The organism is Lysinibacillus sp. FSL K6-0075 (genome assembly GCF_038592945.1).
Taxonomy (GTDB): domain Bacteria; phylum Bacillota; class Bacilli; order Bacillales_A; family Planococcaceae; genus Lysinibacillus; species Lysinibacillus fusiformis_F.
Genome location: NZ_CP151947.1, coordinates 261,461 through 276,005, shown reverse-complemented (window position 1 = coordinate 276,005; position 14,545 = coordinate 261,461). Strand labels below are relative to the sequence as shown.

General features: G+C 38.4%; 9 protein-coding genes and 1 riboswitch. Of the genes, 2 read left to right on the top strand and 7 right to left on the bottom strand.

Features of this window, described 5'->3' with window-relative positions; translation table 11 throughout:
• Nucleotides 1–7: 7 nt before the first annotated feature.
• The 4 genes from MHB65_RS01235 to hutH all read right to left on the bottom strand — a co-directional run bounded on the left by MHB65_RS01235 (nucleotide 8) and on the right by hutH (nucleotide 5,586).
• Nucleotides 8–808: an NUDIX domain-containing protein gene (locus tag MHB65_RS01235; protein WP_205446494.1), complete on the bottom strand. Its 801-nt coding sequence runs from the start codon at nucleotides 806–808 to the stop codon at nucleotides 8–10.
• A 152-nt stretch (nucleotides 809–960) separates the two neighbouring features.
• On the bottom strand, nucleotides 961–2,238 hold the full coding sequence (hutI, locus tag MHB65_RS01230) for an imidazolonepropionase (protein ID WP_342442239.1): 1,278 nt from the start codon (nucleotides 2,236–2,238) through the stop codon (nucleotides 961–963).
• Nucleotides 2,235–3,905 carry a urocanate hydratase gene (gene hutU, locus MHB65_RS01225; protein ID WP_342442238.1) on the bottom strand — a complete coding sequence of 557 codons (1,671 nt, stop codon included), beginning with the start codon at nucleotides 3,903–3,905 and terminating at the stop codon, nucleotides 2,235–2,237. Before hutU ends, hutI begins: the two co-directional genes overlap by 4 nt.
• Nucleotides 3,906–4,071: 166 nt before the next feature.
• On the bottom strand, nucleotides 4,072–5,586 hold the full coding sequence (gene hutH / locus MHB65_RS01220) for a histidine ammonia-lyase (RefSeq protein WP_342442237.1): 1,515 nt from the start codon (nucleotides 5,584–5,586) through the stop codon (nucleotides 4,072–4,074).
• A gap of 285 nt (nucleotides 5,587–5,871) precedes the next feature.
• Between hutH and MHB65_RS01215 the strand changes: the two genes are divergently transcribed.
• Entirely contained in the window at nucleotides 5,872–7,326 is a 1,455-nt protein-coding gene (locus tag MHB65_RS01215; RefSeq protein WP_342442236.1) for a helix-turn-helix domain-containing protein, read from the top strand.
• Between the two features lie 297 nt (nucleotides 7,327–7,623).
• The gene (locus tag MHB65_RS01210; protein ID WP_342442235.1) at nucleotides 7,624–9,129 is read left to right on the top strand and encodes a catalase; all 1,506 of its coding nucleotides are present in this window, start codon (nucleotides 7,624–7,626) and stop codon (nucleotides 9,127–9,129) included.
• A gap of 121 nt (nucleotides 9,130–9,250) precedes the next feature.
• Here the strand turns inward: MHB65_RS01210 and thiC are convergent, their stop codons facing one another.
• The 3 genes from thiC to MHB65_RS01195 all read right to left on the bottom strand — a co-directional run bounded on the left by thiC (nucleotide 9,251) and on the right by MHB65_RS01195 (nucleotide 14,495).
• The gene (gene thiC / locus MHB65_RS01205) at nucleotides 9,251–11,029 is read right to left on the bottom strand and encodes a phosphomethylpyrimidine synthase ThiC (RefSeq protein WP_342442234.1); all 1,779 of its coding nucleotides are present in this window, start codon (nucleotides 11,027–11,029) and stop codon (nucleotides 9,251–9,253) included.
• A 140-nt stretch (nucleotides 11,030–11,169) separates the two neighbouring features.
• Nucleotides 11,170–11,284, bottom strand: a riboswitch (TPP riboswitch).
• A gap of 69 nt (nucleotides 11,285–11,353) precedes the next feature.
• The gene (locus tag MHB65_RS01200) at nucleotides 11,354–12,283 is read right to left on the bottom strand and encodes an AEC family transporter (RefSeq protein WP_342442233.1); all 930 of its coding nucleotides are present in this window, start codon (nucleotides 12,281–12,283) and stop codon (nucleotides 11,354–11,356) included.
• A 112-nt stretch (nucleotides 12,284–12,395) separates the two neighbouring features.
• Nucleotides 12,396–14,495, bottom strand: coding sequence for a methyl-accepting chemotaxis protein (locus MHB65_RS01195; RefSeq protein WP_342442232.1), 2,100 nt, complete (start codon nucleotides 14,493–14,495; stop codon nucleotides 12,396–12,398).
• Nucleotides 14,496–14,545: the final 50 nt, after the last annotated feature.

The window sequence follows — 14,545 nt, the reverse complement described above, 5'->3', positions numbered from 1 at the left end:
CTCTTTCCTAATGATATATGGACTCCACGATTTCAAAATCATTGAATGTATAAAGTTGTGAAGGCCTAAATGAATTTCGCTTGGTTTTCTTTGGGTTACCTTCCTCATCCAACACTTTTTCGATAAAAGGTAATTTAGGTGCTTTTGTAAAAAATACTGAATCATTTGATATCCGGGGATCTTCTCCAACCGTCAGGAGCACCCGCTGTAATTCAGATAAAGTAAACGCTTGTGGTAAAAAGTTTTTGGCAACAGTTGTTTGTATCATATCCCTTTTAATAAAATGCAACGCATCAGAAATGATTTTTCGGTGATCAAAAGCTAATGGAAGTGTAAATACACTTTCTATGTCAAACAGTTCTACATCATCTGCATCATCATTCGCTTTGCGTTGCTCAATATATGCCTCAGGAACAATGGCATAAAACGCATTCGAAATCATCCAACCGCGTGGGTCTCGATCGATTTCATCGTAAACACCAAAATGTTGAACATGTAAACCTTCTACATTTGTTTCTTCTTTTAATTCTCTCTTTGCTGCAATATAGGCCGTTTCTTTTTGATTGGCATCTACAAAGCCTCCTGGGAGTGCCCATTTCCCTCCTTCAATATTGGGATTTCCAGCTGTATCCTTAGTAGCACGTTTAATTAACATAATCTTTAACGTCATGTTTGGCGGTGCCTTTTCCTCTGTTTTCTCTGAAGTAATTGTAAAAATGGCAATATCTGCTGTATATCCATCAGGTGTTTGATATTTTGAAGAATCATAATGTGCAAGCACTTCTTCTTCGGTACGGAATTTTGTCATTGTATAACCCCTTTAATAATTACAAGGTTTAAGTAATTTGTAATTCCTAAATTACTATTTATCAAAATTATAATCTTTCAACAAAACATTTGCAACTTATTTATAAAAAAAGCATAAATAAAGCATCTCCGCCTTATTTATGCCCATTATTATTATTGATCTTTCAGTAGAATTCCGTTTTGTACAACAACTTGCCCATTTTTGATTACTGTATGTGTATGGTTCATGCCGTAGAAGTATTGCAGCTGCTTGTAATTCGCAACATCAAGGATAAGTACGTCTGCTTTTTTATGTGCTTCAAGGGAACCAATTTGCTCGCCTCGATTTAGTGCATATGCCGCATTAATCGTTGTTGCCGTTAATACTTCCTCCAATGTCATACCCATATGCATGCAAGCTAGATTCATAATAAAGGGTAGACTCATTGTTGGGGATGATCCAGGGTTAAAGTCTGTTGATATCGCTACAGGTACTCCTTCGTCAATCATTAGACGCCCTCTTGCGAAAGGTGCACGTAAAAAGAATGCAGTCCCTGGCAGCAATACAGCAATTGTACCCGCTTCAGCCATTTTTCGAATTCCCTCATCAGAAGCAACTAACAAATGCTCTGCCGAAATGGCTCCTACTTCCGCAGCAAGCTCTGCACCTTGATATGGCTCGATTTCATCCGCATGTATTTTTGGTGTTAAGCCAAGTGCTTTTCCAGCCTCTAAAATGCGTTGAGATTGTTCTGGTGTAAAGACGCCTTTTTCACAAAATACATCATTAAATTCAGCCAACTCTAACTCTGCCACTTTTGGTAGCATATCATGGATCACAACATCCACAAATTCATCCTCACGCCCCTTATAATCACGAGGAACTGCATGGGCTCCCATAAACGTGCTAATGACATCAATATTGTGTGTAGCTTGTAATTCTTTTGTGACCTCTAGCTGTTTCTTTTCCGTTTCCCAGTCCAAGCCATAGCCAGATTTTGCTTCAACTGTTGTTACACCATGCTTTAAAAATACATCTAAATGCTGCATCGTCTTTTCATATAATTCATCAAAGCTTGTTTCTCGTGTACGCTTTGTTGTAGCATGAATCCCGCCACCTGCATTCATGATTTCCATATAGGTAGAACCATTTAGTCTCATATTAAACTCTTGCTCGCGTGTTCCACCGTGCACTAAATGTGTATGACAATCCACTAAGCCAGGCATAACAATCTTACCAGTAGCATCAATCGTTTCTGCTTTCTTTATTAATTCTGGGAAGTCGGCTTCTAATTGTTCATAAGCTCCAACTGCTACAATCCGCTCTTCCTCAATAAGAACACTACCATTTTCTATTACTGCAATTTCCTGCATTTGTTCTTTTGTACGTGGCCCTTGTGCATTACTTTTTAAGGTAACTACTTCATTGGCATTTTTTATTAGAATGGTCACTTCACATCACCCTTTAACATTGGTATATGGACACCTTTGTTTTTCGCAGTATGAATGGCAATATCATAGCCTGCATCAGCATGACGAGCAACACCCATTCCAGGGTCCGAAACTAATACACGGGCAATTTTTTCGGCAGCAAGCTCTGATCCATCTGCTACTAATACTTGACCTGCATGTTGTGAATAACCCATTCCTACACCACCACCATGGTGTACACTTACCCAGCTTGCACCACTCGCAGTATTAACAAGAGCATTTAAAATTGGCCAATCCGATACCGCATCCGAACCATCTAGCATTCCTTCTGTTTCACGATTTGGTGATGCTACAGAACCTGAATCTAAGTGATCACGACCAAAGACAATCGGTGCTGATAATTCACCATTTGCAACCATTTCATTTACCTTTAATGCAAAACGATGACGATCACCATACCCTAGCCAGCAAATTCGTGCAGGTAACCCTTGCCATTTCACCATTTTTTGTGCCATATCAATCCAATTGACTAGACCCTCATCTTCAGCAAACATCTCTTTCGCCAGTGCATCTGTTTTATAAATATCCTCAGGGTTTCCTGAAAGCGCCGCCCAACGGAATGGGCCCTTTCCTTCACAGAATAACGGACGAATATAGGCTGGTACAAAGCCTGGGAAATCAAAGGCATTTGTCACACCCATTTCTTTGGCATAGGCGCGAATATTATTCCCATAATCAAATACTTCTGCGCCCGCCTCTTGAAACTCTAGCATTGTACGAACATGCTCTGCCATTGTTTCTTTTGCTTTACGCTCATATGTTTTTACATCCTCTTTACGAAGTTTTAGCGCTTCTTCCAAGGTCATACCATTTGGTACATAGCCATTAATCGGATCATGTGCAGATGTTTGGTCTGTCACAAAATCTGGAATAATTCCTCGGTTCAACAGCTCACGATTAACGTCCGCACAGTTCCCAACAAGACCAATGGATGCCGGCTCTTTTTGGTCACGTAATTTATTGACTAAGGCAATGGCTTCATCTACAGTTTCTACAATATAATCACAGTAGCCTTCTTTAATTTTGCGCTCAATGCGAGCACGATCCACTTCAACAACTAAGATTACAGCACCAGCCATTTTCCCTGCTAATGGCTGTGCACCACTCATACCACCCATGCCACCTGTAAGGATGAATTTACCACGTAAATCCGCAGTACCAAATACCTTTTTCCCTGCTTCTACGAAGGACAGGTAAGTGCCTTGTAAAATACCTTGAGCTCCAATATAAATCCAGCTCCCAGCAGTCATTTGACCATACATCATTAAATTTCTTTCCTCTAATTCGTAAAAGTGATCCCAATTTGCCCATGCTGGTACAAGGTTTGAATTGGCAATCAGCACACGAGGAGAATGCTCATGTGTACGGAATACAGCTACTGGCTTTCCAGATTGGATTAATAGTGTCTCATCATTCTCTAATTCTTTTAAAGAAGCAATAATTTGTTCATAGCTTTCCCAGTTACGAGCAGCCTTACCAATACCACCGTAAACAATCAGTTCATCTGGGTTCTCTGCCACCTCTGGGTCAAGATTGTTCATTAACATACGCATTGCTGCTTCCTGTGTCCATCCCTTACAAGTTAGCTCATTTCCACGTGGTGCACGAATGTCTGTCTTAAATACCATTAAAAACACGCTCCTTTTCCTATTGAAAGTAATGTGAGTGATACAGCTTTAAAAAATACCGAATATTCAGACTTGCATATTTAAATAATTTCTAAGCAGAGGCTACTCGGAAGAAAACCGAGCCATGCCTCAACTTTTGCTATTTCATATCAGGATTCAACCAAATTTACACATACTCATTTACTAAATCATTACTTGAAAGTAAATATTTAGCCAATGCTTCAATTTCATCGCCAATTGGTTGATCGGCTAATAATGGTGGACAGAATTCACGCACTTTCTTTAAGAATTTACCTGTAGCTGGCGATAACTGCTCTTCTGCCTTGTCTAAATGGATAGCCTGTGATGCACAAATCAATTCGATTGCTATAACGCGTGCAGCGTTGTGAACAATCTGACGTACTTGACGTGCCGAAGTTGTTCCCATACTTACATGATCCTCTTGGTTACCTGATGTAGGAATAGAATCTACACTAGAAGGATGTGCTAAAACTTTATTTTCTGAGACAATGGAAGCTGCTGTATATTGAGCAATCATAAGCCCACATTCAATCCCAGGGTTTGTTGCTAGGAACGGTGGTAGCCCTTCATTAAGTTGAGGATTTACCATACGTTCTGTACGGCGCTCTGAAATATTTGCCCACTCACATACACCTATTTTCAAAAAGTCCATTGCTAAGGCTATTGGCTGTCCATGGAAATGCCCACCCGATAATACCTCCCCGCTTTCTAACACAATCGGATTATCAGTTGTAGCATTCATTTCAGTTTGAACCCGGTCCTGTGCATAGAAAAATGACTGCCAAGAAGCACCATGTACTTGTGGAATACAACGGAGTGAATAAGCATCCTGCATGCGAATTTCACCTTGCTTTGTCACACGTTTACTGCCATCAAGCCACTTACGAATACGCCCACCCACCAGTTCTAATTCTGGATGTGGTCTTACTGCTAAAAGTGCTGGATCAAATGCTGAGGTAATACCCTTTAAAGCTTCCAATGTCAAGCTAGCTGCCATATCCGCTGCAAGCCCAATCCGTTCAGCTTCATTGACCGTTAATACACCTATACCAGTCATAGCTTGTGTACCGTTAACTAGTGCCAGCCCCTCTTTAGCTTGCAGTCTAACAGGTGTTAACTCTGCTCGCTTTAGCGCCTCACTACCACTCATAATTTCTCCGTTAAACTCTGCCTTACCTTCTCCCACTAACACTAATGCCAAATGTGATAAAGGCGCTAAATCGCCACTTGCTCCAACTGAACCTTGTGACGGAACAATTGGATGAACACCTTTATTAATAAAATTCAATAATAGTTGGACAGTTTCCTCACGAATACCAGAAAATCCTCTGGCTAAAGCATTGGCACGTAACACCATCATTGCACGTACAACATCTGTTGGGAATGGTTCACCAACACCTGTTGCATCTGATCGCAATAAATTTAGCTGCAATAGCTCAATATCGTCTTCCTCTATTTTTATATTGCTGAGTTTACCAAACCCTGTATTCACACCATAAATGGTTTGGCCTTCTGCTAAACGTTTTTCAATACGCTCTCTACTTAAACGAATACGTTCTAAACTCTCAACAGAAAGAGCAACTGTTGCTTGCCCCTTAACGATTTCCTCTATTTGTTGTCTTGTTAATGTATTGCCATCAAGCTCGATGATTGATTTCACATGACATCCCCCTATTCCCTATATGGCTATGTAAATAAATTCTCTTCATTCATTTTTTCGTAATATCTAAAACATCAGTATTAAACTTCTTTTAAGCGTTTTCATAATAAAAGTTGGTTTCTGCTGATGGTCAATTACTCTATTTACATTGTACTAACAACCTTTTTTCAGAATATAGAGAATTTTAAAAGAGAAAACAAGACTTTTTTCAGATTCCTATGTTATTTTTATTAATATAACCGTACTTTTATATGAAACTAGAATATTTTAAGAAAGGTTGATGGTATGAAGCTGTTATTAATTGATCGAGATCCTACCGACCTAGCAGGTATAAAATGGTTTTTACATACATATTTCCCTGGAGATGTTTTCATTGAAATGTGTACAAGTATTTCAGAGGTGCCTCAAAGTATTCGGCAATTTGAGCCAGATGCCATACTGCTAAATATCGATTTATTTCCTAATAATCGTTTAGCAGCTCTTTATCGCGATTTACAAAAACTTTCCGGTGCGATTTTAGCAATGACAACAGAGCCATTATTTAAAAATGCGTTGAAGGCAATTGATTTACAGGTAGCTCATCTTTTTGTGAAGCCTATTGATTTAGAGCTATTAAAGAAAAAACTCACAGTCATTTCTCTTCGCACACCACAAGTTACGGAAGATGAGCAGGAGACTACGAACGATTCCTTCTATAATCAATTATTTTTAGATAATAAATCTAGCTCAATTGAAACAACGATACATTTTACAATGATTGAACCCGAACATATCGAAACGTTCAGTAAGCTTTACAATTGGCTTCAACAAACACCCATTCACTTTCATATGAAAACCTATCCTCTATCTAATAGAATCGTATGTCTTTTTCAAACAAATGATATAAAGATTGTAGAGAAGGATGTACGTACACTTATGAAGGAATGGCGATTGATTAGTAATAGTTCTTTAAATATCGGGATATATGACGGAACACCTACAACCATTAAAGATATGTATACATTAACAAAGCGTGCACTACATCAAAGTTTTTATGAAGGCTTTGGCCATATTTTTTATGCGAGCAAACAATTTGAAACACAGCCCTTTGATCCTTTACTAACACCAGAAGAGCAACAATTATTAATAAGTAGTTTGGAAGATGGGAACTTAGAGGCCGTTAAAACTTTTTTATATCGACTTTCTAATGAAGGCATCTATTACGAGCAAGATGACCTACGTATTCATCTGACGAGTGTTTTAGCACAAATTCGGCGCTTTATGCTGAAATATAAATTACATGAGAAAGCAGTTATCGAACAAAACTATCGTCAGCTATTTCACTTAATCATTGAGCATCCTATATTTTATACGATTCTCAATGGGATTATTTCTTTTACACAGACATTAATTGAATTAGCAAGGGAAGCTCGAATGGAGAAGCGAGCCGATTATGTTGAACTAGCTTTAGAAATAATTGATCAACACTTTAAAGATAGCGCATTGTCTCTTCCCTTTGTCGCTCATAAGCTCGGAATAAGCCCCAATTATTTAAGTACAATTTTTTCAAAGAAGCAAGGCTTGCCATTTCAGCGCTATTTACAGCAAGTAAGAATTCATCATGCCACAAAAATGCTGCTAGAAACAGATTTCGCAATTAGTGAAATCGCTCATTTAAACGGTTTTGATGATCCAAATTATTTCATAAAATTATTTAAGCAACAAATTGGTATTACACCTAACCGATATAGAAAAAATTAAAAGTTTGATTAAAATAATTTTCATTTAGTTGATTTTATTTTCAATAAAGATTTGTTCGATGAAGTCATTATCTTGAACTTTGCCTTACAATTGTTTTTAAAATTGAGATTTGAAAAGATAAATTAAAGTTAAAAACTATGTATAATCCGCATGTCTAGCGCATATATTTATAGTTTATACTTAAATATAAAAATTCTTTAACGATAATTATTACAATGTACTAGCAATTCTATTTTATATTTGTTATAGTTATAGATGAAGAGTTTGACTCACATTTTTTTCAGGAGGTAAACTAATATGACAAACGCAAATGATCGTAGCCGTCGTTTTACAACAGCAGGTGGTGCTCCAGTAGTAAGTAACCATGACTCTATGTCAGCAGGTCCACGCGGCCCTCTTTTACTTCAAGATGTATGGTTAGTTGAAAAATTAGCAAATTTCAACCGTGAAGTAATTCCAGAACGTCGTATGCACGCAAAAGGCTCAGGTGCATTTGGTACTTTTACTGTAACGCATGATATTTCACAATATACAAAAGCGAAAATCTTCTCAGAGATTGGCAAGAAAACAGAAATGTTCGCACGTTTCTCTACAGTTGCTGGTGAGCGTGGCGCAGCAGATGCTGAGCGAGATATTCGTGGCTTTGCCCTTAAATTCTATACAGAAGAAGGGAACTGGGATTTAGTAGGGAATAATACACCTGTATTCTTCTTCCGTGACCCATTACACTTTACAGATTTAAACCACGTGGTAAAACGTGACCCACGTACAAATATGAAAAATGCCAACTCTAACTGGGATTTCTGGACTTCATTACCTGAAGCACTTCATCAAGTGACAATTGTTATGTCTGACCGTGGTATTCCAGCTGGTTACCGCAATATGCACGGTTTTGGATCTCATACGTATAGCTTTATCAATGCTGATAATGAGCGCGTTTGGGTTAAGTTCCACTTCCGTACAGAGCAAGGCATTAAAAACTTAACTGGTGCCGAGGCGAATGAGATTATTGGTCAAGACCGTGAATCTTCACAACGTGATTTATATGAAGCAATCGAAAAAGGCGATTTCCCTAAATGGAAAATGTATATTCAGGTTATGACAGAGGAGCAAGCTCGTGAGCTACCATACAACCCATTCGATTTAACAAAAGTATGGTATAAAAAAGATTTCCCATTAATTCCTGTAGGTGAGTTTGAGTTAAATAAAAACCCGGACAACTACTTTGCAGAAGTGGAACAAGCTGCATTTGCACCATCTAACATTGTTCCTGGCATCAGCTTCTCACCAGATAAAATGTTACAAGGTCGTATTTTTGCCTATGCGGATGCACAACGCTACCGTTTAGGAGTAAACCACTATATGCTTCCTGTCAACGCACCAAAATGCCCATTCCGTACTTTCCACCGCGATGGAGCAATGCGCTTTGACGGCAACCTTGGTTCAACATTAGGCTATGAACCAAATAGCTATGGTGAATGGGAGCATAACTTAGACCATAAAGAGCCTGAATTACGCATTGATGGTCATGCAGGTATTCATGACTTCCGTGAAGACGATAATAATTACTTTGAACAACCAGGTAAACTATTCCGTCTATTGACTGCGGAAGAGCAACAACGCCTATTTGAAAATACAGCGAATGATATGGCTTCTGTTGAAGAATTCATCAAGCGTCGTCACATCCTTCACTGCTATCTAGCTGATCCAGCATATGGTGAAGGTGTTGCAAAAGCGATGGGTCTTTCATTAGAAGGTATGGACCTTACAAACCCATATGTAAAACAACCAACAAACGTTTAATATTCCACTTATTATTGATATCCAAATCCAACTTTTACTCCATGTGAATCCATCATTCACATGGAGTTTTTTGATTAAGAAAAGGCCTATGTCTATAATTTGACATAAGCCTTTTCTTTCATTATTGGTAAATTTGACTACCTGCTTTTTTAAACTCCTCCGCCTTATCCTTCATACCTTGATGGATCGCTTCAGTAGTATTTAAATCCTTTTCTTTAGCATAATTACGGATATCCTGTGAAATTCTCATACTACAGAATTTAGGACCGCACATAGAACAAAAGTGAGCTGTTTTTGCTCCCTCTGCTGGCAGTGTCTCATCATGATATTCCACTGCGCGTTCTGGATCTAATGACAGATTGAATTGATCACGCCAACGGAATTCAAAACGTGCTTTAGACAGTGCATCGTCTCGTTGTTGTGCACCAGGATGCCCTTTTGCTAAATCAGCAGCATGTGCAGCAATTTTATAAGTAATAACGCCCACGCGAACGTCCTCACGATTCGGTAAGCCAAGATGCTCTTTCGGTGTCACATAACAAAGCATCGCTGTACCAAACCAGCCAATCATCGCTGCACCAATGGCTGAGGTAATATGATCATAACCCGGAGCAATATCTGTTGTTAGTGGGCCTAATGTATAGAAGGGCGCTTCCTTACAAACCTCTAATTGCTTATCCATATTTTCTTTAATGAGATGCATCGGTACATGACCTGGCCCTTCAACCATCACCTGAACATCATGCTTCCAAGCAATTTGCGTTAGTTCACCTAGTGTTTCAAGCTCTGCAAATTGTGCCTCGTCATTGGCATCTGCAATTGAGCCTGGACGTAAACCATCACCTAAGGAAAAAGCAACATCATAAGCTTTCATAATTTCACAGATTTCATCAAAGTGTGTATAAAGGAAATTCTCTTGATGATGATATAAACACCACTGTGCCATTATAGAACCCCCACGAGATACAATGCCTGTTACACGATTTACCGTAAGTGGTACATAGCGTAAAAGGACACCTGCATGAATAGTGAAATAATCAACACCCTGCTCGGCTTGCTCGATGAGGGTATCACGATATACCTCCCATGTTAAATCCTCTGCTATGCCATTCACTTTCTCTAAAGCCTGATAAATTGGCACAGTTCCCACTGGCACTGCAGCATTTCGAATAATCCATTCTCTCGTTGTATGAATATGCTTACCTGTTGAAAGATCCATAATGTTATCTGCACCCCATCGAGTTGCCCACGTCATTTTCTCAACTTCTTCTGCAATGGACGAAGATACCGCCGAATTCCCAATGTTTGCATTGATTTTCACATGGAAATTACGGCCAATAATCATTGGCTCTGCCTCAGGGTGATTAATATTAGAAGGCATAATAGCTCGCCCTGCTGCAATTTCTGAACGAACAAATTCAGGGTCCATATTTTCACGGATGGCTACGAACTCCATTTCAGGTGTTATAATGCCATTTCGCGCATAATGAAGCTGTGTTACATTTTTACCTTTTTTAGCACGTAAAGGCTTTCTTGCTAATTCAGGAAAGACATTTTCATGATTACGCGGGTCATCTGCACGACGAAAACCATTATCCTCTGGTTTAATGGAGCGCCCCTCATATTCTTCTACATCGCCCCGCTCTTGAATCCATGAACTTCGTAAGGCAGGTAAACCTTTCGTAATATCTACTTGGTAGGCTGGATCTGTATAGGGCCCACTCGTATCATATACTCGAATAGGTGCATTTTCTTCATCCCCAAAGCTACCTGTTGTGGGACTTAATGCGATTTCACGCATAGGTACTAAAATATCGGGGCGCGATCCTTCCAAATACACTTTTTTGCTTCCTTCAAAGCTGGACATAATCGTAATATTCTTTTCACTAACTACTGACATGAGCTACTTCTCTCCCTTAAATGTATTTTGATACAAGGACCGAATCTAGCTCACCCCAACAATCAAATAAATAAAAGCCGAATCCAAAATAATTATTTGGATCCGGCCATGAATGTAAAGGTCTATTAATTGCATACTCTGCAATAGCTTCTTAACTTTCCCACGCTGGTATGAGCCAGATCAGGTCCAAAGGGTCAAGAAACCTCTAAGCGTTTCTCTCTCAGCCTGACTCATCAGACTCCCCTAGTTAATACTATTTAGTTTGATGCTAGTGTAGCAGATATTACTAAGAGATGGAAGTTATATTTTTTATCTTTCAACTAACTAGGTAAATAATACTTCTGCAAAATAAATCACAATTGTTACGGTTATACAGCTCACAATAGTTGAAAATAAAACAGCTTGCGCGGCTGTTGCTGATTCTACATCATATTCCAATGCTAGACTAGAACTATTACGAGATGTTGGAAAGGCACTGGCTATAAACAGTGATTGTGCGACGACTCCATCTAATCCCAATACATAAATAATGACTAATGCAACAGCTGGTCCAATAATTAATCGTGTAAAACAGCTGACAAAGACCGTTTTATTAAACATTGATTTGATCTCAAGTTGTGACAATTGCGCACCCAAGGTAATTAATGCCACAGCAATAAATCCATCTGCCACATGCTCTACCGGTATTTTGATAAACTGCGGTATACCAATATCAAAATAGTTCATAGCAACGCCTATAATCAGTGCATGAATAATGGGCATTTTAAAGAAATCTTTGATGATTGTCATACCCGACTTCGTAGAGGAAATTAAATTGTACAAACCATATGTATAAGTAGTCATATTTTGAAAGATTACAAGCATGACCTGAATGGCTACGCCAATAGGTTGCGTAGCAAAAATCATTTGAGCCACTGGAATACCGTAATTGCCAGAATTAATAAGCACCACACTATTTTTAAAGACTGCTGCCTCTGTTTTGGCTAAACCTAGCCCTTTCGCCATCAAATGACTGAGTATCATTTGACTACCGATAAAGAGCACAATAAATAATCCGACTTCTCCCAGAACAGATAATTCTACATGTGTTTCATATAAATTTACAAAAACAGCCGCTGGCATAAAGCAATATGTAATAAGCTGAGACAATGCTTTTAAGTTAAAGCGAAATTTCTTTTGTAGTATAGCGCCTATTACAAGTAACACTAAAATAGGTACAACAATTTGAAAGAAAATCATTCCGAGATACATCATATCAATGTCCCCCTTCCAGTGTTAATAGTAGTGCTGAATTCTTTTTAGGTCAATTTCTCTTACTTTCACAATAAAAGAAAGACTGCCTCTATATTGAAGGCAGCCTTTCCTTTTAAGCAAGCTTAAATCGATTTACAACTTCTTGTAGCTCATTTGAAATATCGTTCATACTTTGAATAGACTCTGCTACTTTTTGTAATTCTGCTTGTTGATCCATCGCAGAAGCACTTACTTGTTCTGCAGAAGCTGCTGTTTGCTCTGAAATAGCCGAAATACTTTGGATGGACATGATTGCCTGATTTTTATGCTCTAACATACTAGATAGTTTATTCATTAATTCACTAATAGAATTCGCAATTGAACCTGACAAGTCACTGCTATCTTTAAATGCTAGTTGCGTGCTTTGTACTGACTCATTTTGAGCGTGCATTAAATCTGCATTAGATGCAATGACTGCAACCGTTTGCTGAGAATTTTCAAGAATGCTTTCTACTGTACTCTTAATAATTTCTGTTTCATTCTTAGATTGTTCCGCCAGCTTTCTAACTTCCTCTGCAACTACCGCAAATCCTTTACCATGTTCACCAGCACGTGCAGCCTCAATACTTGCGTTTAAAGCTAGCAGATTAGTCTGCTCGGTAACGCTCTGGATTGAAGCAATAATCTGATTAATATTCGCAATATTAGAGGCCAATGATTCCATTTGCTGCTGGATACGCCCATTCATCTCATTTGTCTCCATATTACGCTCCCGTAAGCTTTCAACTTCATGCAATCCTTTTTCTGTCGTTACACCTGTTTTATGAGATAGCTCATCCATTTCGTTGGAAAGAGCCGTAATGGCATCAATTTGATCAGATAAATCCATCATTCGATAATTTGTTTCTTCTGTATCCTCTGATTGCTTCGAAGCTCCTTGTGCAATTTCATTGATAGCTACAGAAACCTCCTGACTAGAAGCAACTACTTCATTAAACGCCTCATGTACCTGATTAGAAGATTGGTTCAATAACATCGTAGAATTAAGCACGGATTGAATCGCACTATTGGTTTTATCTAGCATATTATTATAAGCAATCGCCACTGCACCAATTTCATCAGACTTAATATATTTCTCTTCTACCTTTTGTGTTAAATCTCCCTCAGCTGCAGTTTCAATCGATGCACGTAAAAATTTAAGTGGCTTTAACTGTTTATAGATGAATAACACACTTGCTGCTGTCATCAAAACAACCATAATAATAGAAGCAATAATCGTAAATACAAATACATGATTATATGTCTCTAGAATCTTTGATTCAGCTAGCACGACTTGAACAGTCCATGTTTCGTCAATATCCTCTAAAATCATTGGAGCAAAAACATTATATGCTTTTTCCTTCAGCTGATTAGAATCAACGTATATACTTGTTAGCTCACCATTTTCCATTGTCTTACTAATACTTGTCCAAGTAGGATCCTCTTGCATATTGCGCCCAACTAGCTCTTCACCAAAACTGTTAGCTGTTAGCACACCTTTATTGGTAATAATTGCTGCGTAACCGCCTTCTGGGGCATTCGATTTTGTTAAATCATTTAAAAAATCTATCGATACATCCGCTGTCAATACACCGAAAAATGTTCCAGAAGCATTGATTAATGGCACCGAAATGGTTGTCATTAAAACGCTTTGTCCGTTTACATTATACTCATAGGGCTCCGTCAAAACTGCACGTCTCTCTTCTTTTGGTACCCAATACCATTCAGAAACACTCTTATCATCAATACCTTCGATTAGAGCAGCCGTGATATCATTTCCGTTTTTACTTAAATAAGGCATAAAGCGCTTTTTAGTATCTATTAAAGCTGCCTCAGTTGGTTCTAGAATAATAGAATCTTGCTCAAATATTGCTCCTACCCCAAGAATGTCATTATTGTTAGCTAAATTATTTTCCATTATGTCTATGACACCTTTGGTAGACAACGTATTATTCTTCTCCAGGCTTTCTATGATACGCTTTGTTGTTTGTAATGTCGTATTGGCTTTCTTAAAGCGTTCACTCATAATAGCGGCAGAAGATTCAGCTGTTTGCAATGTTCCATGCTCTGCGTCTTCAACACTTTGCTTTTTTATAATAATCCCTGTTGTTACTGTATAGGATAAAAATAAAATAAGAAATAATCCTATTATTAGGGAAGAAAGTTTTAAGGCAATTCCTCTTGATTTTTTCATAACTAACACCCCACTTTTATACTAATAATAATGGATGGATGATTGTATCA